This is a genomic window from Hydrocarboniphaga sp., from assembly GCF_028291725.1.
Taxonomy (GTDB): Bacteria; Pseudomonadota; Gammaproteobacteria; order Nevskiales; family Nevskiaceae; genus Hydrocarboniphaga.
The window spans coordinates 1-20708 of record NZ_JAQGNT010000028.1 but is presented as its reverse complement, the minus strand read 5'-3'; the positions used below and the strand labels follow the sequence as shown (position 1 = coordinate 20708).

Annotated in this window: 22 protein-coding genes and 1 tRNA gene; 16 read left to right on the top strand and 7 right to left on the bottom strand. The window is 64.4% G+C overall.

The window, feature by feature from the left end:
- Positions 1 to 4: 4 nt before the first annotated feature.
- From nuoI to JWQ90_RS08000, 8 genes are all read left to right on the top strand, one after another.
- The gene (gene nuoI, locus JWQ90_RS08035) at positions 5 to 553 is read left to right on the top strand and encodes an NADH-quinone oxidoreductase subunit NuoI (protein WP_299691832.1); all 549 of its coding nucleotides are present in this window, start codon (positions 5 to 7) and stop codon (positions 551 to 553) included.
- Between the two features lie 13 nt (positions 554 to 566).
- Positions 567 to 1064, top strand: coding sequence for an NADH-quinone oxidoreductase subunit J (nuoJ, locus tag JWQ90_RS08030; protein ID WP_299691831.1), 498 nt, complete (start codon positions 567 to 569; stop codon positions 1062 to 1064).
- 8 nt (positions 1065 to 1072) lie between these two features.
- Positions 1073 to 1381 (top strand): NADH-quinone oxidoreductase subunit NuoK, encoded by a 309-nt coding sequence (gene nuoK / locus JWQ90_RS08025; RefSeq protein WP_299691938.1) that lies wholly within the window; start codon positions 1073 to 1075, stop codon positions 1379 to 1381.
- Between the two features lie 240 nt (positions 1382 to 1621).
- On the top strand, positions 1622 to 3529 hold the full coding sequence (gene nuoL / locus JWQ90_RS08020; RefSeq protein ID WP_366919467.1) for an NADH-quinone oxidoreductase subunit L: 1908 nt from the start codon (positions 1622 to 1624) through the stop codon (positions 3527 to 3529).
- A gap of 12 nt (positions 3530 to 3541) precedes the next feature.
- The gene (gene nuoM / locus JWQ90_RS08015) at positions 3542 to 5128 is read left to right on the top strand and encodes an NADH-quinone oxidoreductase subunit M (RefSeq protein ID WP_299691829.1); all 1587 of its coding nucleotides are present in this window, start codon (positions 3542 to 3544) and stop codon (positions 5126 to 5128) included.
- Positions 5125 to 6579, top strand: a complete 1455-nt coding sequence (gene nuoN, locus JWQ90_RS08010; RefSeq protein WP_299691827.1) for an NADH-quinone oxidoreductase subunit NuoN — start codon at positions 5125 to 5127, stop codon at positions 6577 to 6579. The genes nuoM and nuoN overlap by 4 nt, the downstream gene beginning before the upstream one ends.
- 4 nt (positions 6580 to 6583) lie before the next feature.
- Positions 6584 to 7516: a mechanosensitive ion channel domain-containing protein gene (locus tag JWQ90_RS08005; RefSeq protein WP_299691825.1), complete on the top strand. Its 933-nt coding sequence runs from the start codon at positions 6584 to 6586 to the stop codon at positions 7514 to 7516.
- Positions 7517 to 7641: 125 nt separating this feature from the next.
- The gene (locus tag JWQ90_RS08000) at positions 7642 to 7992 is read left to right on the top strand and encodes a hypothetical protein (protein ID WP_299691824.1); all 351 of its coding nucleotides are present in this window, start codon (positions 7642 to 7644) and stop codon (positions 7990 to 7992) included.
- A 91-nt stretch (positions 7993 to 8083) separates the two neighbouring features.
- On the opposite strand, the gene JWQ90_RS07995 is transcribed toward JWQ90_RS08000, so the two are convergent.
- The 3 genes from JWQ90_RS07995 to otsB are packed head-to-tail and all read right to left on the bottom strand — an operon-like array spanning position 8084 to position 11225.
- Entirely contained in the window at positions 8084 to 9049 is a 966-nt protein-coding gene (locus JWQ90_RS07995; protein ID WP_299691822.1) for a glucokinase, read from the bottom strand.
- An 11-nt stretch (positions 9050 to 9060) separates the two neighbouring features.
- Positions 9061 to 10428: an alpha,alpha-trehalose-phosphate synthase (UDP-forming) gene (gene otsA / locus JWQ90_RS07990; RefSeq protein ID WP_299691820.1), complete on the bottom strand. Its 1368-nt coding sequence runs from the start codon at positions 10426 to 10428 to the stop codon at positions 9061 to 9063.
- Positions 10425 to 11225: a trehalose-phosphatase gene (gene otsB / locus JWQ90_RS07985; protein ID WP_299691818.1), complete on the bottom strand. Its 801-nt coding sequence runs from the start codon at positions 11223 to 11225 to the stop codon at positions 10425 to 10427. Before otsB ends, otsA begins: the two co-directional genes overlap by 4 nt.
- A 152-nt stretch (positions 11226 to 11377) precedes the next feature.
- Between otsB and infC the strand changes: the two genes are divergently transcribed.
- The 8 genes from infC to JWQ90_RS07945 all read left to right on the top strand — a co-directional run bounded on the left by infC (position 11378) and on the right by JWQ90_RS07945 (position 17300).
- Positions 11378 to 11941, top strand: coding sequence for a translation initiation factor IF-3 (gene infC / locus JWQ90_RS07980; protein ID WP_299691816.1), 564 nt, complete (start codon positions 11378 to 11380; stop codon positions 11939 to 11941).
- Between the two features lie 129 nt (positions 11942 to 12070).
- Positions 12071 to 12268, top strand: a complete 198-nt coding sequence (gene rpmI, locus JWQ90_RS07975; protein WP_299691814.1) for a 50S ribosomal protein L35 — start codon at positions 12071 to 12073, stop codon at positions 12266 to 12268.
- Between the two features lie 12 nt (positions 12269 to 12280).
- Positions 12281 to 12637: a 50S ribosomal protein L20 gene (rplT, locus tag JWQ90_RS07970; protein ID WP_299691812.1), complete on the top strand. Its 357-nt coding sequence runs from the start codon at positions 12281 to 12283 to the stop codon at positions 12635 to 12637.
- A gap of 231 nt (positions 12638 to 12868) precedes the next feature.
- The gene (locus tag JWQ90_RS07965; RefSeq protein WP_299691810.1) at positions 12869 to 13870 is read left to right on the top strand and encodes a phenylalanine--tRNA ligase subunit alpha; all 1002 of its coding nucleotides are present in this window, start codon (positions 12869 to 12871) and stop codon (positions 13868 to 13870) included.
- A 15-nt stretch (positions 13871 to 13885) separates the two neighbouring features.
- The gene (gene pheT, locus JWQ90_RS07960; protein ID WP_299691808.1) at positions 13886 to 16255 is read left to right on the top strand and encodes a phenylalanine--tRNA ligase subunit beta; all 2370 of its coding nucleotides are present in this window, start codon (positions 13886 to 13888) and stop codon (positions 16253 to 16255) included.
- Positions 16256 to 16296: 41 nt separating this feature from the next.
- The gene (locus JWQ90_RS07955; RefSeq protein WP_366919466.1) at positions 16297 to 16590 is read left to right on the top strand and encodes an integration host factor subunit alpha; all 294 of its coding nucleotides are present in this window, start codon (positions 16297 to 16299) and stop codon (positions 16588 to 16590) included.
- Positions 16577 to 16987 (top strand): MerR family transcriptional regulator, encoded by a 411-nt coding sequence (locus JWQ90_RS07950; RefSeq protein WP_299691806.1) that lies wholly within the window; start codon positions 16577 to 16579, stop codon positions 16985 to 16987. The genes JWQ90_RS07955 and JWQ90_RS07950 overlap by 14 nt, the downstream gene beginning before the upstream one ends.
- 236 nt (positions 16988 to 17223) lie before the next feature.
- A tRNA-Pro gene (locus JWQ90_RS07945) sits at positions 17224 to 17300 on the top strand.
- A 139-nt stretch (positions 17301 to 17439) separates the two neighbouring features.
- On the opposite strand, the gene JWQ90_RS07940 is transcribed toward JWQ90_RS07945, so the two are convergent.
- The 4 genes from JWQ90_RS07940 to JWQ90_RS07925 form a co-directional block, all read right to left on the bottom strand.
- A complete protein-coding gene (locus tag JWQ90_RS07940) occupies positions 17440 to 17901 on the bottom strand; it encodes a MaoC family dehydratase (RefSeq protein WP_299691804.1) in 462 nt (153 codons plus the stop codon).
- 14 nt (positions 17902 to 17915) lie between these two features.
- Positions 17916 to 19082 (bottom strand): acyl-CoA dehydrogenase family protein, encoded by a 1167-nt coding sequence (locus JWQ90_RS07935; protein ID WP_299691802.1) that lies wholly within the window; start codon positions 19080 to 19082, stop codon positions 17916 to 17918.
- A 26-nt stretch (positions 19083 to 19108) separates the two neighbouring features.
- Positions 19109 to 20368 carry an acetyl-CoA hydrolase/transferase C-terminal domain-containing protein gene (locus JWQ90_RS07930; protein ID WP_299691801.1) on the bottom strand — a complete coding sequence of 420 codons (1260 nt, stop codon included), beginning with the start codon at positions 20366 to 20368 and terminating at the stop codon, positions 19109 to 19111.
- A gap of 2 nt (positions 20369 to 20370) precedes the next feature.
- Positions 20371 to 20708, bottom strand: a 338-nt coding sequence (locus tag JWQ90_RS07925) for a CoA-transferase (protein WP_299691799.1), incomplete at its 5' end; no start/stop codon positions are given.

Below are 20708 nucleotides of genomic sequence, written 5' to 3'. Positions count from 1 at the left end.
ATCCATGAGCCAAACCCTCGCCATTCTTCACGGCATCTGGACCCAGTTCCGCTCGATCGGCATGATCTTCATGCACTCGTTCCGCCCGCGGAACGTGATCTCGTATCCGGAAGTCAAACCGCCGGTACCCCCGCGTTATCGAGGCCGCATCGTGCTGACGCGCGATCCCGACGGCGATGAGCGCTGCGTCGCCTGTAATCTCTGCGCGGTGGCCTGCCCGGTCGGCTGCATCTCACTGCAGAAAGCCGAGCGCCCGGAAGACGGCCGCTGGTATCCGGAATTCTTCCGCATCAATTTCTCGCGCTGCATTTTCTGCGGCCTGTGCGAGGAAGCCTGCCCGACCAACGCGATCCAGCTGACGCCGGACTACGAGCTCTGCGAGTACGACCGCCAGAACCTGGTCTACGAAAAGGAGCACCTGCAGATCGCCGGCCCCGGCAAGTATCACGACTACAACTTCTACCGCGTGGCGGGCATGTCCATCACCGGCAAGGGCAAGGGTCAGGCGCTGAACGAAGACGCGCCGATCGACGTCAAGTCGCTGCTGCCCTAAGGACAAGGACGACATGGTCGAATTCGCGTTTTATGTTGCCTCCACCGTCGCGCTGTTCTCGACGGTGATGGTGGTCGTCAACACGCACCCGGTGCACGCGCTGCTGTATCTGGTGCTGTCGCTGCTGTCGGTGGCGATGGTGTTTTTCACGCTCGGCGCGCCGTTCGCCGGCGCGCTCGAGGTGATCGTCTACGCTGGCGCGATCATGGTGCTGTTCGTGTTCGTGGTGATGATGCTCAATCTCGGGCGCAAGACGGTCGAGCAGGAACGCGCCTGGCTGAAGGCTTCCGGCTGGATCGGGCCGCTGGTGCTCTCTTTAATCCTGTTGGTGCAACTGGTGCTGGTGCTCGCGCCGATGAGTCACCTGACGCCGGCCGGCACGCAGATCATCGACGCCAAGACGATCGGCATTGCCTTGTTCGGGCCTTACCTGCTCGCGGTCGAACTCGCCTCGACGCTGCTGCTCGCCGGCCTGGTTGCGGCCTATCACCTGGGGCGCCACGAAGACTGATGAATACCCTGCATGGCATTCCGATGGAGCATGGCCTGTTGCTGGCCGCGAGCCTGTTCGCGGTCGGCTTCGGCGGCCTGATCGTGCGCCGCAATATTCTGTTCATGCTGATGTCGGTCGAGATCATGATGAATGCAACCGCGCTGGCTTTCGTCGTCGCCGGCAGCCGCTGGATCCAGCCGGACGGGCAGGTGATGTTCGTGCTGGTGCTGACGCTCGCCGCCGCCGAGGCCTGCGTCGCGCTGGCGCTGGTGATGCAGCTCTACCGCCGCTTCCGCACGCTGGACGTGGACGCCGCCAGCTCGATGAAAGGATAGGGGCCTGCTGATGCTTACGGAATCACTGCGTTGCTGGCAACCCTTCGGGCTGCCCCCTTCGGGGCCGCATTGCGGCGTCAAGTCCTTCCTTGTGTACATCGCGTACAGCCGATGGCCCGAGGCGCGAGATGACTCAATGTCATCTCGCGATAAGCCATCGGCGTCGGACTTTCCTTGCACTGCAGCCCCGAAGGGGGCAGCGCAGCGATCCCGCAAGCATCAACAGGCCCTCGTCGCATGTTGAACTTCCTGCCTCTGGTCTTCATCGCGCCGCTGCTCGGCTTCCTGATCCTGGCGTTCTCGCGTGGCCGCATCTCCGAGAACCTTGCTGCGGTGGTCGGTGTCGGCAGTATCGGTGTCTCGGCGCTGACCACGCTGACGGTCGGCTATGACTTCCTCGCGCATCCGCCGGCCGGCGATTCGCATGTACAGCTGCTGTGGACCTGGATGAGCGTCGGCAACTTCGCGCCGACGTTCGCGCTGAAGCTCGACGCGCTGTCGCTGACGATGCTGTCGGTGATCACCGGCGTCGGCTTCTTCATCCACCTGTTCGCGTCCTGGTACATGCGTGGCGACGATGGTTACGCGCGCTTCTTCAGCTACATGAACCTGTTCGTCGCCAGCATGCTGTTCCTGGTGCTCGGCGATAACCTGCTGTTCCTGTATTTCGGCTGGGAAGGCGTCGGTCTGTGCAGCTACCTGCTGATCGGCTTCTGGTACAAGGACCCGGCGAACGGTGCCGCGGCGCGCAAGGCCTTCGTGATCACGCGCGTCGGCGACACCTTCATGGCGATTGCGCTGTTCATGCTGTACCGCGAATTCGGCACGCTGAACATCGACGAGCTGTCGCGCCTGGCCACGCTGCAGTGGCCGGTCGGCGGTAGCCACATCGCGGATGTCATCTGCCTGCTGCTGCTCGGCGGTGCGGTCGGCAAGTCCGCGCAGCTGCCCTTGCAGACCTGGCTGCCCGACGCGATGGCCGGCCCGACGCCGGTTTCCGCGCTGATCCACGCGGCGACGATGGTCACCGCGGGCGTGTATCTGATCGCGCGCACGCATGTGCTGTTCGATCTGTCGCCGCTGGCGCTGCAGTGGGTCGGCGGCATCGGTGCCGTAACGCTGCTGCTGGCCGGCTTCACCGCGTTGGTGCAGACCGACATCAAGAAGATCCTGGCCTATTCGACGATGAGCCAGATCGGCTACATGTTCCTGGCCGAAGGCGCGGGCGCGTACCAGCCGGCCGTGTTCCACCTGATGACGCATGCGTTCTTCAAGGCGCTGCTGTTCCTGTCCTCGGGCTCGGTGATTCTGGCGATGCATCACGAGCAGGACATCTTCAACATGGGCGGCCTGCGCAAGCGCATTCCGTTCGTGTTCGCGTGCATGCTGGTCGGCACGCTGGCGCTGACCGCGTTCCCGTTTACTTCGGGCTACTACTCGAAGGACGAAATCCTGCATCAGGCCTATCTGAGCGGCCACACCTGGCTTTGGGCGGCGGGCCTGTTCGGCGCTTTCCTGACCGCGGTATATAGCTTTCGGCTGATCTTCATCACCTTCTTCGGGCCGGAACACTGGCGCGCCGCCAAGTCCACGCATCATGGCGCAGATGAGCATCATGGCGGCGGCCAGGGGCACGACACGCCGCATGGCGCGGATACGCTCGATCATCACATTCCGCTGATCGTACTGATGGTTTTCGCGCTGATCGGCGGCTTCATCCATCTGCCGCTGGCCAGTGTGCTGCCGGAGGCCGCGATCCACGAAGGAGAGCATGGCCCCGCCTATATCGAGCATCTGCCGCTGATCGTGTCGCTGTTCGGCATCCTCACATCCTGGCTGCTGTTCCTGCGCCTGCCGCAGATCCCCGCCGCGCTGGCGCGCGGTGCAACGACGGCGTGGATCGGCAAGCTGTGGAAGAACGCCTGGGGCTTTGACTGGCTGTACGAGCTGCTGTTCACTCGTCCCTTTGTCTGGTTGGCCAAGGTCAATCGCAACGATTTCGTCGACAGCTTCATCGGCCTGATCGCAGCCAGCCTGCGCGGCTCGAGTAGCGTGCTGACCGCGACGCAAACCGGCGGACTGCGCTGGTATGCGGCGGTCGCGGGCGCCGGCCTATGCGCGTTGATCGCCGTCGTCGCCTTCCACTGAGAACCTAGACCGATGATTCTCGTTTGGCTGATTCTGATCCCCTTTATCGGCGGCCTGCTGAGCTGGCAGAGCGAGCGCTTCTCGCTGCGCATGCCGCGCTGGATTGCGCTGCTGACGATGCTCGGCGTGCTGGTCACGTCGATCTGCTTGTGGGCGACCGGCGACTACTCGATCACCGGCACCGGTTTTGCGGCGGTCGCCGGCAAGGCTCCGACCTGGACCATCGAGTTCCAGGCGCAGTGGATTCCGAGCATCGGCGCCAGCATCCATCTGGGCCTCGACGGCCTGTCGCTGATGCTGGTGGTGCTGACCAATCTGATCGGCGTGCTGGCGATCACCTGCTCGTGGAAGGAGATCGAGCGCAACGTCGGCTTCTTCCATCTGAACCTGCTGTGGAACCTCGGCGGCGTGGTCGGCATCTTTCTCGCGCTCGACATGTTCCTGTTCTTCTTCTTCTGGGAAATGATGCTGGTGCCGATGTTCTTCCTGATCGCGCTGTGGGGGCACAACATCCCCGGCGGCAAGGGCAGGGTCTACGCGGCCATCAAATTCTTCATCTTCACCCAGGCTTCTGGTTTTTTAATGCTGCTGAGCATCCTGGCGATGGTGTTCCTGCATCAGCAGGCCACCGGCAAGCTGTCGTTCGACTATCACGACCTGCTGAATACACCGATGTCGGCGCAGGCCGAATGGTGGCTGATGCTCGGCTTCTTCGGCGCGTTCGCGGTGAAGATGCCGATTGTGCCGTTCCACACCTGGCTGCCGGACGCACACGGCCAGGCCCCGACCGCGGGCTCGGTCGATCTCGCCGGCATCCTGCTGAAGACCGCGGCTTACGGCCTGCTGCGGTTCGGCATTCCGTTCTTTCCGCATGCCTCGGCCGCGTTCGCGCCGGTGGCGATGTGGCTGGGCGTGCTCGGCGTCATCTACGGCGCGGTCGTCGCGTTTTCGCAGACCGATATCAAGCGCTTCGTCGCCTACACCAGCATCAGCCATATGGGCTTCATCGTGATCGGCATCTACGCCGGCACCGAACAGGCGTTGCAGGGTGTGGTCGTGCAGATGATCGCGCATGGCCTTTCGGCCGGCGCGCTGTTCATCCTGTGCGGCGAAATCTACGAGCGCCTGCATACTCGCGACATCACCAAGATGGGCGGCCTGTGGTCGCGATTCCCGAACCTGCCGCCGATCCTGCTGTTCTTCAGCGCCGCATCGCTGGGGCTGCCGGGCCTGGGTAATTTCGTCGGTGAGTTCCTGATTCTGGTCGGCAGCTTTGAAGCGGCACCCCTGGTCACCATTGTGGCGGCAAGCGGCCTGATCCTGGCCGCGGTGTATTCGCTGTACCTGGTGCAGCGCGCGCTGCACGGCGCGCCGCAGCCACTGCCCGAGGGTGCCCATCTGAACAAGCAGGGCAAGCTCAAGGATCTGTCCAAGCGCGAACTGGTGATGATGATGTCGCTGATGGCGCTGCTGCTGGGGCTGGGCCTTTATCCGCAGCTGGTCATCGATACCGCGCACGCGCCGGTGCAGGCCGTTCACGCGATCTACAAGGCGGCTACCGCGACCAGCGCGGTGGCGGTCACCGGAGCCGCGCCATGACGCCGGTACAGGTGTGGGCACTGCTGCCGCTGCTGATCGCCACCGCCGCGATCGTCGCGACGATGCTGGCGATCGCGATCTATCGGCATCATCGTTTCTGCGCGAGCGTCACGGTCGTCGGCATGAACCTGGCACTGCTGGCCGTCGCCTACGATATTTTCTTCGGTGGCAATACAACGGTGGTCGTCACCGGCCTGATGACGATCGACGCCGCCGCGCGGTTCGGCATGGGCCTGATCCTGGTGACGTCGCTGGGTGTGCTGACGCTGTGCCATGCCTACTTCGAGGGCTACAAGAAGAATCGCGAGGAGGTCTATCTGCTGATCGGCCTGGGCACGCTCGGTGCGTTGACCCTGGCCTGCGCGACGCACGCGGCGACCCTACTGGTGGGTATCGAGCTGCTGACCTTGCCGATGATCGGCGGCGTCGCGTATGCGATGGACGAGCGGCGCTCGATCGAGGGCGGCATCAAGTACCTGATCCTGTCGGCCGCGGCGTCGGCGGCGCTGTTCTTCGGTGTCGCGCTGATTTACGCGCAGGTCGGAGCGCTGGATATCGAGGCGCTGTCCCAGGCGCTTGCGGTGGCCAGCCTCGACCAGCCACTGGTGCTGGCCGGTTCGGCGATGATGCTTGCGGGGCTTGGATTCAAGCTGTCGCTGGTGCCGTTCCACCAGTGGACGCCGGACGTCTACGAAGCTGCGCCGACGCCGATCACCGCGTTCCTGGCTACGGTTTCCAAGCTCGGTGTGTTCGTCGTCGTGCTGCGCCTGTTCCACTACGGTGCCAGCCCGGTGTCACCGCTGATCCTGACGTCTCTGGTCGGCTTGTCCATGGCCTCGATGCTGGTCGGCAGCCTGCTGGCGCTGCGTCAGAACAACCTCAAGCGCCTGCTCGCGTATTCGTCGATCGCGCACTTCGGCTATCTGACGATCGTGCTGGTGGTGCCCGGCGACGACGCGCTGCGTGCGGCCGGCGTCTACCTCGCGACGTACCTGGTCACCTCGCTCGGCGTATTCGGCGTGATGGCGCTGGTATCGAGCCCGATGGGCGAGCGCGATGCCGAACATATCGACGACTATCGCGGCCTGTTCTGGCGCCGTCCTTACCTGACCTCGATCCTGACCGCGATGATGCTGTCGCTGGCCGGCATTCCGCTGACGGCCGGATTCATCGGCAAATTCGCGGTGATCGCAGCGGGCGTGGGCGATGCGCAATGGCTGCTGGTCGGGGGCCTGATCGTCAGCAGTGCGATCAGCATCTACTACTACCTGCGTGTGGTTGCGGCCTTGTTCAGTGCGGTGGCCCAGGGCTCCGAGCGCGTCACCGAATCCCTGGGCTGGGCGCAGAGCTTCGGCGGCTTCATGCTGCTGGTGGCGATGATCGTGATGCTGTTCCTCGGCGTGTACCCGCAGCCGCTGTACCTGCTCAGCAGCCAGCTCGCGCTGCATTGATCGGATGCTGATGGTCAGCACGGTCGCGTCGGTCGAGGCGCGCGAGAATTCCGAACTGGGCCGCATTCTCCACCAGTTCGACATTCCCGAGTATCTGCAGGTCTGGCTGGAGCCGGCGATCCGGCTGCTGCTGGTGCTGGTCATCTGGTATCTGCTGCACAAGCTGGTGAGCCTGCTGGTGCGTCGTCTCGAGACGCGCCTGCTCAATACCACGGATCTGAAGACCGAGTCGCAGTTCGACGCGCGCAAGCGCGTCGGCACCCTGGTCGGCCTGCTTAAGCAGGTGATCAACATCTTCCTGTTCGTGATTCTGGCGCTGGTGCTGCTGACGCAACTCGGCGTGCAGGTTGGCCCGCTGATTGCCGGTGCCGGCATCATTGGTGTTGCGGTCGGCTTCGGCGCCCAGTATCTGGTGCGCGACATCATCACCGGCTTCTTCATGGTGCTGGAGAATCAGATCCGCGTCGGCGACGTGGTCACGATCAATGGCACCGGCGGCCTGGTGGAAGTGCTGACCTTGCGCACGATCGTGCTGCGCGACGGCACCGGTACCGTCCATGTATTCCCGCATGGCACGGTCAACACGCTGAGCAACTCCACGCGCGACTGGTCGGCTTACATCTTCAATGTGCAGGTCGCGTACAAGGAAGATCCGGATCGCGTGATTGCGGCGATTCGCGAAGTCTTCGCCGAGCTGCGCCAGGATCAGGAGATCGGAGGGAAAGTCATCGCCGATGTGGAAATCTGGGGCGTCGACAAGCTCGACGGCACGGCGATGACGATCCAGGGCCGCATCAAGACGCGGCCTGGCATGCAGTCCGATGTCGGTCGCGCGTTTCTGCGGCGCCTGCAGGCGGTGCTGATCGAGCGCGACATCGACATGCCGTCGACCGCGCCGACGCTGCAGATTGTGAATCCGCTACCCAAGGCTCCGTAGGTCGGCAATCCTTTGCCGACGTGAGGCTTCCATTGCGCAACCGGGTTCGCACGTCGGCAACGGGATTGCCGACCTACGCCGGTCCCGGCAGTTAAGCTAGGCCATCTGCATTGTGGACGGCGAAGATGAAAATCCAAGCGATACCGCTGGTCGCCGTGCTCAGTTCTCTGCTGTCCGCATGCGGTGGCGGCGATTCGGACGTCAAGGTCTACAAGTACGACGAATCCGTGCAATGCAACGAAAGCAGCGGCGTCCCGCTGGCGACGATGCAGCAGGAGCTGACCAATGCCGGCATCGACGTGCTATGCGCGCAAAAAGGCAATGATGGACAGGCCTGGGCAGCGGTCTGCGGTGGCGGCACCGGCAATCTCAATGTCTACCTGATTCGCCACTCGAATTTAGACGACGCCGAAGCCCTGGGTTTCGGCGACACGGACGAGCTGGATTTCTACAGCGACAGCCCCTGCGAAAGCTGAGTGCCGTAGGTTGGGGTGAGCGCAGCGAACCCCAACATCGGCCCGACAATTGTTGGGGTTCGCGATGCTCACCCCAACCTACGGGTTTCGCTCATTTCGCCAGCGCCAGATGCGCCAGCCCGAGCAGTGAGGGGTTCGGATGGCGGATGCGGTACACCGGCACCGCGTTGATCTCGGCCGCAACCGGCGCCTTGTCCTCCATGCCCTTGCGCAGAGCGGCTTCGTCCAGCGCGCTGCCCAGGTCGTCGAATACGCTGCCGATCAGATAGACGCCGTTCCAGGCGCCATAGGCGAGCACCAGGTTGCCGATCGCCCGGCCCAGCCAGGTGGAGAAGACGACCATGGTCTTGCGCGCCGAGGCTTCGCCGGCCTCCGCTTTGCCCGCAATCGTCGATACATCGACATCGGGTACACCGCTGACGACTTCGTAGAGCCGCGCCAGGCCGGTCTTGGACATCAGGGTCTCGATCGACAGCCGTCCGAGCGGTGCCAGACGATTGAGCCATTGACGCTCGTCCGCACTGACCGCGGCGAGGTCCAGTTGCCCGGCTTCGGTTTCCAGTAGCGTGCGGTCGGCGGTCAGCACCGCGGCGCCGAAGGCGCGGTCGATGCCGATCACCAGTCGGACGCCCGAGCGCAGTGGCCGGGGCACACCGATCGCGATCAGCTCTTCAGGGCGCAGCAGCGGCAGTGCTGCGGCGACCGCGGCCAGATCGTTCAGCAGTAGCACGCGCGACGCGCCGGTTGCTTCGCCTAAATCGCTGAGTTCGATCGTCAGCTGCGACGCCGTCATCCGCACGAAACTACGCTCGGGCATGCGCAGCACGCGGCCGGCGGCCGCGACCGCGCAGGCACCGACCGATGCCAGGCCGGCCGTGCGCAGATGCTCGCTGAGGCTGGCCTGCAAACGGCCGTTGGGAGTCGGTATCGCGCGCAGCGGCTGCAGATGGGGGCGACCATCGCCATTGATCCAGGCCAGGGCTGCCTGCAGATGAGTGCCGCCGACGTCGGCGACCAGTGCGACGGAGTGCGGGGCCGAGGCCGGGGATGGTTCCAAGATGGGTCCTGTCAGTCGTTCTGCTTCAGCGCGCCGAGGAAACGCTGGCGCCAGTTCGAGACGTCTTCATCGAGCAGCCCGCGCATCAGCGCCTGGTGACGATTGCGGCGCTCGTCGATGTTCATGGTGCGCGCGCGTTCCAGCGCGCTCGCGACATCTTCGGTGTCGTAGGGGTTGACCAGCAGGGCTTCACCCATCTGCTGCGCGGCGCCGGCGAAGCGCGACAGCACCAGCACGCCCGGATCTTTTTCGTCCTGCGCGGCGACGTATTCCTTGGCGACCAGGTTCATGCCGTCGCGCATCGGCGTCACCAGGCCGATGCGGCTGGCGCGATACAGGCCGGCCAGTCGCCGCCGCGGAATCGCTTCGTTGACGTAGCGGATCGGCACCCAGTCGACCTGGCCGAACTTGCCATTGATGCCGGCCGCATGCTGCTCCAGCTCGCGCCGGAAATCCTGATAGGCGGTGACTTCACCGCGGCTGATCGGCGCGATCTGCAGATAGGTGATGCGGCCATGGGAATCGGGCTGCGAGTCGAGAAGCAGCTCGTAGGCGTTCATCCGCCGCACCAGGCCCTTGGTGTAGTCGAGCCGGTCGACGCCGATGATCTGCTCGCGTCCGCGCAGGAATTCGCGCAGGCGTATCCATTCGCGCTGGCCGTGCGACGAGAACGCAAAGTCGTGATAGCGCGCGGTGTCGATGCCGACCGGGAACGCCTCGATGCGCAGGCGCTTGCCGAAAGCCTCCATCCAGCCGGGGCCAACCTTGCCGCCGAGATCCTGTTCGACGTAGGCCGCAAGGCGTTTGACGTCGTCTTCGATCTGGAAGCCGACCAGGTCGTAGTCGAACAGGGCGCGCACCAGCGTCTGGTGCTGGGGCAGGGTCGTCAGCAGTTCGCGCGGCGGAAACGGGATGTGCAGAAAAAAACCGAGGCGCTGACGGACGCCGATACGGCGCAGCTCGCTGCCCAACGGGAACAGATGATAGTCATGCACCCAGACCAGATCGTCTTCGCGCAGCAGCGGCAGCAGCGAGCGGGCGAAGCGCTGGTTGACGCGCTGGTATGCGTCGAAATGGCCGCGGTCGTAGCCGGTCAGGTCGAGCCGGAAATGAAACAGCGGCCAAAGACAGCGATTCGCGAATCCCGAGTAGTAGGCCTCGTGGTCGTCGTGGGTCAGATCGACCGTCGCCAGCGTCACTTCGCCTTCGCGCGTCAGGGTCGGCGTCTGCGAGGTCTCATCGACGGTCTTGCCGCTCCAGCCGAACCACAGGCCCTGGTTCTCGCGCAGCGCGTCGACCAGCGCGACCGCCAGCCCACCGGCCAGCGGCGCGCCGCGGACCGAGCTGACGCGGTTCGACACCGCGACCAGGCGGCTCATGGCCGGCTCTGCAGGTGGTCGACGCTGGCCCGCAGCCAGCGATGCACCGCGGCGACATCCGCGAGCCGGTACCGCGCGGCGGAGTGCGTCGCGCCGACGCGGATGCCGATGCCGGCCAGCGCCTGTGCGACCAGGATCGCGTCCTCGTCGGTGGTGTCGTCGCCGACGAACACCGGGCTGCGGCCGGCGAACGGCGCGGCTTCGGCCAGCCGATGCACACCGAGGCCTTTGTTGACGCCGCGCGGACGCGCCTCGACCACGGCATGGCCGGTGATCACGTCGAGCCCATGGGCGAGCGCGAGCCGGCGCATCAGCGCCGCGCATTCCGGCGCGCGTTCGGGCGCCAGCCGATAGTGCAGGGCGACCGTGCCGCCCTTGTCCTCGACCAGGATGCGCGGATCGTTGGCGTAAATTGCTCGCAGCTCGGCCGCGAGCCGGCCGATCTCGGGTGGAAACTCGGAAGTGTCGGCCTGATCCCGTGCCAGCCGCATCTGCGCACCATGCAGGCCGGCGCCGCAGAAGCGCAGCGGTGCCAGCCAGCGATCGACCGACTCCAGCCGCCGGCCGGTCACGATCGCGACCGCGCCGGCCAGCAACTGCTGCAGCGAACCCAGCAATTCGACCAGGCCTTCGGCCGGACGCACAGAATCCGGCGTCGGTGCCAGATCGACCAGGGTTCCGTCGAAATCGAGATACAGGGCGGAGTCGCGGCTCAGCAGCGGCGGTTCCGTCTGCCACGATCCTTCCGCGCCCGAGGTCTCCCTCGGGGTGACATTCCTGTCATTGATGCAGTCCATTGCATTCACTGTAGCCTCATTAAGCCGGCCGTTGTATGAATCGAAGCCGGCTCGGAGTGGCGTTATTTTAAGCTCTATTGGCTTGCGGCTTGAGCTTTGACAGGCCATTACCTAGAATGCGCGGCTCTGAGCAGACCCGGTGGGGCCTGCTCATGTCGCCCAGCCGGGAGTCCGGCGGGTCCAATGGAGATAGCAGCATCGCCCAAGAACGTGAAGATCGACGCAACGACCAGATTTCGGCACTGCGGGTTCGAGTAATCGACGAGAACGGCGAGCAAGCCGGCATCATGCTGACGCGTGACGCCATTGCCCGAGCCGAAGAACTCTCGATGGATCTGGTGGAGGTCTCCCCGAATGCGGAGCCGCCGGTCTGCAAGATCATGGATTACGGCAAGTACGTCTACCAGAAGGACAAGGCTCAGCACGCTGCGAAGAAAAAGCAGAAGCAGATCCAGGTCAAGGAAATCAAGTTCCGACCGACCACCGAGAAAGGCGACTACGACACCAAGCTGCGCTCGGCGCACGCGTTCATTGAGGATGGCGACAAGGTCAAGGTTACGGTGCGTTATCGCGGTCGCGAAATGGCGCATCAGGAACTCGGCATGCAGTTGATGGATCGCGTGCGCAAGGATCTCGAGGAGATCGCGCTCGTCGAGCAGTATCCGAAGATGGAAGGTCGGCAGGCCGTCATGGTCCTGTCGGGCAAGAAGCGCTAGGCACGTAGCCTGGACGCGAACCGGCCACGGTGGCCGGTTCCATAAGAAGTCCCGCTTTAAGTTTTTGAAGCGGGCCCGGTCAGCTCGGGTGGTTCCGATGTGAAGCCGGCACTATAACTGGAGTTATTTATGCCCAAGATGAAAACCAACAAGGGCGCGGCGAAGCGTTTTTCCAAGACTGGAAAAGGCGGCTTCAAGCGCAGCCATGCTTTCAAGCGTCATATCCTGACCAAGAAGAGCCCGAAGACGATCCGCCAGCTGCGCGGTGAGACCCAGGTGCACTCCTCCGACGTTAAAGAAGTGAAGCAGCTGCTTCCCTACGCCTAAGGAGAACGACTAATGGCTCGTGTAAAACGTGGTGTGACCGCTCGCGCTCGTCACAAGAAAGTCCTCAACAAGGCCAAGGGTTACTACGGCGCACGCTCACGCGTGTTCCGCGCTGCCAAGCAGCAGGTCATCAAGTCCGGCCAGTACGCCTACCGCGATCGTCGCGTCAAGAAGCGCGAGTTCCGCGCGCTCTGGATCCAGCGCATCGGCGCCGGCACCCGCGAGCATGGCCTGTCGTACAGCCTGTTCATCAACGGCCTGAGCAAGGCCGGCATCGAACTCGACCGCAAGGTCCTGGCCGATCTGGCAGTGAACGACAAGCCGGGTTTTGCGGCGCTCGTGGCTCAGGCCAAGGCGCAGCTGGCGTAAGCAACCCGAGAGGCGGGATGGGCTGCGATCACATCGATCGCGGTGATCACGCCGAGTCATGAAAAAGGGGAGCGCCGCAAGGCTGCTCCCCTTTTTGTTGACGTCAAATGAGTGGCGCGGCTTTGTAGGCTTTGTAGGTTGGGGTGAGCGCAGCGAACCCCAACAGAAGTTCCGCGTCGATGTTGGGGTTCGCTGTGCTCACCCCAATCTACGAGTTTTGTGGGGAACGTAATGAGTGATTCGCTGGACGATCTGCAGGCCCAGGCGCTGCGTGACATCGAGGCCACGACCGATGCGCGCGTGCTCGAACAGCTGCGCATCGATTATCTCGGCAAGAAAGGCCGCGTCACCGAGCGGCTTAAACAGCTCGGCACGATGCCGCCGGAGGATCGCAAGCCGTTTGGCGATCAGGTGAATCGCGTCAAGGACGCGGTCTGGCGCGCGATGGAGGCCCGCGCGGTGGATCTGGCGGAAGTCGCGATGCAGGCGCAGCTGGCGGCCGAGACCGTCGACGTGACGCTGCCCGGCCGCGGCGACGGCGTCGGCGGCATTCACCCGATTACGCGCACCATCCGCCGCATCGAGCAACTGTTCGGCGAGCTGGGTTTCGAGAGCGTCGAAGGCCCCGAGATCGAGGACGATTTCCACAACTTCGGCGCCTTGAACATGCCGGAGGCGCATCCGGCGCGCGCGATGCAGGACACGTTCTATGTGAAGAACGGCGAATACGTGCTGCGCACGCACACCAGCCCGGTACAGATCCGCACGATGGAACGCTACGTCAGGAACGGTATCAAGCCGCCGATCCGCATCATCTGCCCGGGCCGCGTGTATCGCGTCGATTCGGACCGCACGCACAGCCCGATGTTCCACCAGGTGGAAGGCCTGTACGTCGCCGAGAACGTCGCGTTCAGTGATCTGAAATACGACCTGATGACGTTTTTGTCGCGCTTCTTCGAACGCGATGCCGAGGTGCTGTTCCGCCCGAGTTATTTCCCGTTCGTCGAGCCCGGCGCCGACGTGCATATGAAGCTCGAAGGCCGCTGGCTGGAGTTGCTGGGCTGCGGCATGGTGCATCCGAAAGTGTTCGAGGCGGTGGGCCTCGACCCGGAGCGCTACACCGGTTATGCCTTCGGCATGGGCGTCGAGCGCCTGGCGATGCTGCGTTATGGCATCAACGATCTGCGCCAGTTCTTCGAGAACGATCTGCGCTTCCTCGAAGCCTTCAAGTAAGGGTAAGGACAGACGATGAAAGTTTCCGAAAACTGGCTGCGCGAGTGGGTCAATCCGCAGGCAACGACGCAGCAGATCGCCGAAAAGCTGGTGATGGCGGGCCTCGAACTCGAGATCGAGCCGGCGGTGGCGGAGCCCTCGCATAAGGTCGTGGTCGGCCGCATCGTGTCGATCGCGCCGCATCCGAACGCCGAGCGTCTGCGCGTGTGCACGGTCGATGCCGGCGCGGCCGGCGCGCCGACCATCGTCTGCGGCGCCGCGAATGCGCGCGTGGGCCTGCTGGCGCCGGTCGCGCTGCCGGGTGCGCGCCTGCCGGGCGGTGTCGAGATCGAGGTTGGCGAGCTGCGCGGCGTGGAATCCCGCGGCATGCTGTGTTCGGCCAAAGAGCTAGGCCTGGCGGAGAAATCCGAGGGCCTGATGGAGCTCGACGCCGATGCGCGGGTCGGCCAGCCGATCGAGCAACACCTGGCGCTGGCCGACAACATTCTGAACCTGGAGCTGACGCCGAACCGCGGCGACTGCCTGTCGGTACAGGGCCTGGCTCGCGAAATCTCGGCGCTCTACGGCCTGCCGCTGTCGCGTCCGCGGATCAAGCCTGCGGTGGTCGTCGGCGAGCGTCGCTTTTCTGTGGAAATCGAAAACCTCGCCGATTGCAGCAACTTCGCCGGCCGCGTCGTCGTGGGCCTGAATCCGAAGGCGCGCACGCCCACCTTCATGCGCGAGCGCCTGCGCCGCAGCGGCATCCGCTGCATCCATCCGCTGGTCGACATCACCAACTACGTGATGATCGAGCTCGGCCAGCCGATGCACGCCTACGACGCCGACAAGCTCAGCGGCAGCCTGCGCGTGCGCCGCGCCAGAACCGGCGAGAAGCTCACTCTGTTGAACGACGTCGAAGTCACGCTGGACCAGGCCGAGCTGCTGGTCACCGACGAGCGCGGCCCGCTGGGCCTGGCCGGAGCGATGGGCGGCGCCGCGTCCGCGGTCAGCGCGACCACGACCAGGGTGTTCTTCGAGGCCGCGTGCTTCAGCATGCAGGCCGTGGCCGGCGTCGGCCGCCGCCACAAGATCACGTCCGACGCGCTGTACCGCTTCGAGCGCGGTGTCGACCCGGATCTGCAGCGCGCCGCGCTGGAGCGCGCCAGCGAACTCGCGATCCAGATCTGCGGCGGCGAAGCCGGCCCGATCACCCACGTCGGCCGTACCCAGCCCGAGCCGGTCAGCGTGCGCCTGCGCCGCGCGCGCCTGGTGCAGCTGACCGGGCAGGACATCCAGCCGCGCGAAATCGAGTCGCTGCTGTCGCGGCTCGGCATCACGCTGGTGCACGGCGACGTCGGCACCTGGACGGCGAAGATCCCGAGCTACCGCTACGACTTGCGCATCGAGGCCGACCTGATCGAGGAAGTCGTGCGCCTGTACGGCTACGAGCGCATTCCGGCCAGGCCTTACGCCGCGCAGCTGGCGCCATCGCGGCCTTCGGAAACCCGGCGCGGCAGCGCGCAGGTGATGGACGCGCTGGTGGCGCGCGGCTGGCAGGAGGTGGTGAACCTGGCGTTTGAAGAGCAGCGCATGCACGAGGCGCTGAGCCCGCAGCTGACTGCGATTGCGCTCGACAATCCGATCGCCGAGACCCATTCGCTGATGCGCACCAGCCTGTGGGGCGGGCTGATCGCGGCCTGGCTGCACAACCGCGCGCGCCAGGTCACGCGCGTACGCCTGTTCGAATCCGGCGTCTGCTTCCATGAGGCCGACGGCCGCGTGGTCGAGAACCCGCGCCTGTCGGGCATCGCGGCCGGCACCGTCGCCAGCCGCCAGTGGGGCCAGCCTGCGAGGGCGGTGGACTTCTTCGACGTCAAGGCCGATGTCGCGTCCCTGCTCGAAGCCTGCGGCGGCGACGTCCGCTTCGAGGCAGCCGAGCATCCGGCCCTGCATCCGGGGCAGAGCGCGCGCGTGCTGGTCGACGGCCAGCCCGCCGGCTGGCTCGGCCGCCTGCATCCGCGCGTCGCCAAGGCCCTGGATCTGGCCGAGCAACCGCTGTTGTTCGAACTCGAGTGGGCGGTGCTGCGGCAGGCCAGGATGCCGGTGCTGGCGGTGCTCAGCGAGTTCCCGTCGTCGCGGCGCGATCTGTCTTTGCAAATGCCGCGGGAGGTCTCTGCACAGGTTCTCTGCGATGTCGCCAGGGATTCCACCGGCGCGCATTTGCAGCGTGTCAACGTATTCGACGTGTATCGCGCGGCCGAGGCCGACCAGACCGGTAAGAGTGTCTCCGTGGAGTTGCATTTTCAAGACGCGTCACGCACCCTTACCCTAGAGGAAGTGGATGCCTCGATTGAAGAAATTAAGCGGTCTTTGCAGGAACGTCTGGGGGCGGTCGTCAGGGCCTGATTGTTGGGTTGACAGGCGGGTGGCGAAGGGGAGTAGGGATCGTGGCATTGACCAAAGCGGAACTCGCGGAGGCTCTCTTTGACGAGCTGGGCCTCAACAAGCGTGAGGCCAAGGAGTTCGTCGATCTGTTCTTCGAGGAGATTCGCGGCAGGTTGGAGAGCGGCAAGGAGGTGAAGCTGTCGGGTTTCGGCAACTTCGAGCTGCGAAATAAAAACCAGCGTCCGGGACGCAATCCGAAGACCGGCGAAGAGATCCCGATCTCGGCGCGCCGTGTGGTGACGTTCCGTCCCGGGCAGAAATTACGGTTGAGGGTAGAACTTGATGCGACCGGCTGAGCTCAAGCTTGAGCTGCCAGAGATTCCACGCAAACGCTATTTCGCGATCGGCGAAGTCAGCGAACTGTGTGATGTAAAGCCGCATGTGCTGCGCTACTGGGAGCAGGAGTTCCCGCAACTCAAGCCGGTGAAGCGCCGCGGCAATCGCCGCTATTACCAGCAGGACGACGTGCTGATCGTGCGCCGCATCCGCAGCCTGCTGTACGAACAGGGCTTCACGATCGGCGGCGCGCGTCTGCGCCTGAAAGAGAATCCCAAGGGGCTGGTAGAGGCGGTGCGTCCGGCGCCGGCGGCTGCCGAGCCCGGCGCCCGCGCCGCGCCGCCGGCGCCGCGTCGCAACTCCGAGATCAAGAGCCTGCGCACTGAGCTCGAGTCCTTGCTGAAGCTACTCCCCTAGCACTGATCCGGCGGCTCTTCGTCATTCCCGCGATACGAAGGCTTGCCCCCGCGAAGGCGGGGGCGGGAATCCGGAAGACCGCGGCGCTACTCGTCCGGCCCACTGCGCCTCGGCCATCCCCCGGCGTCCTTTGCACCGTGGCCCACTTCCGCTAACATGCGCGGCCTTCCGATGTCCCGGCGCGGCCACCTCCAACCGCAGTGGTACCGAACTTCGGCAAGCAGGTTTCATCCGGTCGGGGCGTAGCGCAGCCTGGTAGCGCATTTGCCTGGGGGGCAAAGGGTCGCAGGTTCAAATCCTGTCGCCCCGACCAATTTTTCAAGGACTTAGCGTTGCTGCTGCAGCCAGGTAACACTTGGGTAGCGCGGTGTAGAGGCCGTAGCGCTCTGTAGCTTCCTGAAATGCAGTCAGTTGCTCGGACAACACCTGGGTGCCATATCGGACCGGTGATTTCAGTCCGCTACCGGGCGCTTGAGCTGTAGGCCGCTGCGCTTGCAATGCGCGACCAGTTCGTTCTTTTGGTTATAGCCGCGATGCATGAACACCACGACACCCGCGTTCGGGCGCGATTTGCTTTCACGCAACTCCAGCACCTCGGTCTCGACACGCAAGGTGTCGCCGTGAAACAGTGGCTTGGGGAAACGCACTTCATCCCAGCCGAGGTTGGCGACGGCGGTTCCGAAGGTGGTCTCGTTGACCGATATTCCGGTCATCAGCCCGAGCGTGAACGCGCTGTTGACGATGCGTTGCCCGAACTCGGTGTGCTCCCGGCAATATTCCTCGTCGAGATGAATCAGTGCGGGATTGTGAGTGATCGCGGTGAACCAGACGTTGTCGGCCTCGGTGATCGTGCGTCGAATCGGGTGCTGAAAAATCTGGCCGACCTTGAGGTCGTCGAAAAATGCGCCGGGCATGATTCCGCTCGTGGTTAGTAGGACTTGGGAAGGTCGAGAACTTTCTCGCCGATGAAGGACAGGATCAGTTGCTCGGTGACCGGCGCGATGCGCGGCAGGATCGACTCGCGGAACAGCCGTTCAACCTGGAACTCACGCGCGTAACCCATGCCGCCGTGCGTCAGCACAGCCTTGGTCGCGGCGTCGAATGCGGCGCGTCCCGACAGGAATTTGGCGGCGTTGGCCTCGGCCGCGCAGGGCAGGCCCTGGTCGTACAGCCAGGCTGCCCGCAGGCACATCCAGTACGCGGATTCGAGCAGCGTCCAGGCCTCGGCCAGCGGATGCTGGATGCCCTGGTTCTTGCCGATGGGGCGGCCGAAGACGACGCGGTCTTTTGCATATTTTGCGGCGCGCTGCAACGCATCACGGCCCAGGCCGATCGCCTCGATGCCGACCAGCACGCGCTCGGGATTCAGGCTGTCGAGCAGGTAATAGAAACCCTTGCCTTCTTCACCGATGCGATCGGACTCCGGAATGAAATAGTCGTCGATGAAGGTCGCGTTGGAGTCGACCGCGTTGCGGCCGAGCTTCTTGATGCGGCGCACCTCGATCTTGCTGCGATCGAGATCGGCGTAGAACAGCGTCATGCCGTCGGTGGGCTTCTTGCACTCGGACTTGAGCGTGGTGCGTGTCAGCAACACGATCTTGTGCGCCTCCTGGCCGGTCGAGGTCCACATCTTGCGGCCGGTGACGCGATAGCCGCCTTCCACCTTTTTGGCGAAAGTCTTGATGCTGGTAGTGTCGAGTCCGGCGTCGGGCTCGGTGACGCCGAAGCAGGCTTTCTCCCTGCCCTGGATCAGCGGTACCAGCCAGCGCTTCTTCTGCTCATCGGTGCCGTGCACGACGATCGCATGCGGGCCGAACAGGTTGATATGGATGCTCGACGCCGCCGACTGGCCGCCGCCGCAATTGGCTACCGCGTGCATCATGATCGCCGCTTCGGTCACGCCCAGGCCGGCGCCGCCGAGTTCTTCGGGCATGGTGATGCCGAGCCAGCCCGCCGCCGCCATCGCCGCATAGAACTCTTCGGGAAAGCGCGCGTTTTCGTCGCATTCGTGCCAATAGTCGTCGGTGAAGTCCGCGCAGACCTTGCGCACGCTGGTATCGATTTCGCGCTGCAGTTCGGTGAGTGAGAAGTCCATGATGTCCTTGTCGATCGCGGACGCGATCAGGTGTTGGCGAGCCGTTCGCGCGCGGCCGCACGCAAGGTGTCGCGGTGGTCCGGGTGTGCGATGGCGATCAGGCGCTGCATGCGCTCGTCGAGCGCGACGCCGCGCAGACGGGCGATGCCGTATTCGGTGACGACGGCGTCGACGTCGTGCTGCGGAATGCTGAGGGGTGTGCCGGCTTTGAGGCGCGGGACGATGCGCGAATGCCGTCCGGCAGGATCGCTGGCCGGCAGCGCAATCACCGACAGCCCGTCCGTCTGGCGATGGGCTGCGTATGCGAAATCGGGTAGGCCACCGGGGCCGCTGACGTAGCGACCATCGACGGTCTCGGCATTGACCTGGCCGAGCAGATCGACTTCGATCGCCGAGTTGATCGCATGCAGTTTGCTCAGCCGGCCGAGCACCAGAGGATCGTGCGTGTGATCGACACCCGCCAGTTCCAGTGCGCGCAGTCCGGGCAGCTTTTGATAGAGCTGCTCCGAGCCGGCAACGACGGTGGTCATCAGCGGCCGGTCGATGCGCAGCACGCCGCTATCGATCAGGCCGAGGATCGAATCCGACAGCATGCCGCTGTGGAACGCGAGATCGCGATGGCCCGACAGTGCAGGCAGTAGCAGCGACGGCACTTTGCCGAGGCCCAGCTGCAGCGTCGCCCCATTGGGTATCAAGGTGGCCAGATGCGCAGCGATACGCTCCGCAGTTTCATTGCTGCGGCCCGCATCGTATTGCGCCAGCGGCGCCGTCGAATGCGCATGACTATGGAAGGCATCCATGGCGATGCGCGGCGCGCCCGCAACGTCGGGCACGTTCGGATTGATCACGGCGAGGATACGCTTGGCGCGCAGCAGCAGGCCGGGCATGAATTCGACGGCCGGTCCCAGCGAGCACAGCCCGGCTGCATCGGGCTCGCTGACCTGGACGATCACGCTGTCGAGCGGCGTCGCCATATCCAGCAGATGCTGCTGGATGCCGAAATAGTTCATTGGGCTGAAGTCGATCAGGCCAAGTTCACGTGCCTGGCGAAACGCTGGCTGCATGAAGAACACGCGCATGCGGCGCTGTGCCTTCTGTGACGCCAGGTTGCGGCCGTTGATGCCGGGGACGAAGCTGCTGACGAAGCACACGCCGCGCGCGCATTCGGCGTCATCGACCAGCACCTGCGTCAGTTCCACCGGTTCGCCGGCCGATCCAGCGATGAATGCGGTTTCGCCGCTTTCCAGTGAATTCAGCAGGCCTTTGACTGATACCTGCTGTGGCATGGTCAGGCGGTAAGGTGAGCGGCAACCGCGAACTGCGCTTCGGTCTTGCTGCGCAGCTCGGCCAGCGTAACGTCCTTGGCCAGCTCGATCAGCCTGGCGCCGCCACCCTTGCGATCGATCTCGAACACGCCGAGCTCGGTGATCAGCAGATCGACCACGCCCTTGCCGGTCAGCGGCAGTGAGCACTCACGCTTGAACTTCGGCGCGCCGGTCTTCTCGTTGTGCTCCATCACCACCACCACGCGCTTGACGCCGGCAACCAGGTCCATCGCCCCGCCCATGCCCTTGATCATCTTGCCCGGCACCATCCAGTTGGCCAGGTCGCCGCTCGAAGCCACCT

Excerpts from the sequence above, each read along its gene's own strand:
- nuoI (WP_299691832.1), top strand. The coding sequence starts at position 5 with ATGAGCCAAACCCTCGCCATTCTTCACGGCATCTGGACCCAGTTCCGC.
- nuoJ (WP_299691831.1), top strand. The coding sequence starts at position 567 with ATGGTCGAATTCGCGTTTTATGTTGCCTCCACCGTCGCGCTGTTCTCG.
- nuoM (WP_299691829.1), top strand. The coding sequence starts at position 3,542 with ATGATTCTCGTTTGGCTGATTCTGATCCCCTTTATCGGCGGCCTGCTG.
- nuoN (WP_299691827.1), top strand. The coding sequence starts at position 5,125 with ATGACGCCGGTACAGGTGTGGGCACTGCTGCCGCTGCTGATCGCCACC.
- JWQ90_RS08005 (WP_299691825.1), top strand. The coding sequence starts at position 6,584 with ATGCTGATGGTCAGCACGGTCGCGTCGGTCGAGGCGCGCGAGAATTCC.
- JWQ90_RS08000 (WP_299691824.1), top strand. The coding sequence starts at position 7,642 with ATGAAAATCCAAGCGATACCGCTGGTCGCCGTGCTCAGTTCTCTGCTG.
- otsA (WP_299691820.1), bottom strand. The coding sequence starts at position 10,428 with ATGAGCCGCCTGGTCGCGGTGTCGAACCGCGTCAGCTCGGTCCGCGGC.
- otsB (WP_299691818.1), bottom strand. The coding sequence starts at position 11,225 with ATGGACTGCATCAATGACAGGAATGTCACCCCGAGGGAGACCTCGGGC.
- infC (WP_299691816.1), top strand. The coding sequence starts at position 11,378 with ATGTCGCCCAGCCGGGAGTCCGGCGGGTCCAATGGAGATAGCAGCATC.
- rpmI (WP_299691814.1), top strand. The coding sequence starts at position 12,071 with ATGCCCAAGATGAAAACCAACAAGGGCGCGGCGAAGCGTTTTTCCAAG.
- rplT (WP_299691812.1), top strand. The coding sequence starts at position 12,281 with ATGGCTCGTGTAAAACGTGGTGTGACCGCTCGCGCTCGTCACAAGAAA.
- JWQ90_RS07965 (WP_299691810.1), top strand. The coding sequence starts at position 12,869 with ATGAGTGATTCGCTGGACGATCTGCAGGCCCAGGCGCTGCGTGACATC.
- pheT (WP_299691808.1), top strand. The coding sequence starts at position 13,886 with ATGAAAGTTTCCGAAAACTGGCTGCGCGAGTGGGTCAATCCGCAGGCA.
- JWQ90_RS07950 (WP_299691806.1), top strand. The coding sequence starts at position 16,577 with ATGCGACCGGCTGAGCTCAAGCTTGAGCTGCCAGAGATTCCACGCAAA.
- JWQ90_RS07940 (WP_299691804.1), bottom strand. The coding sequence starts at position 17,901 with ATGCCCGGCGCATTTTTCGACGACCTCAAGGTCGGCCAGATTTTTCAG.
- JWQ90_RS07935 (WP_299691802.1), bottom strand. The coding sequence starts at position 19,082 with ATGGACTTCTCACTCACCGAACTGCAGCGCGAAATCGATACCAGCGTG.
- JWQ90_RS07930 (WP_299691801.1), bottom strand. The coding sequence starts at position 20,368 with ATGCCACAGCAGGTATCAGTCAAAGGCCTGCTGAATTCACTGGAAAGC.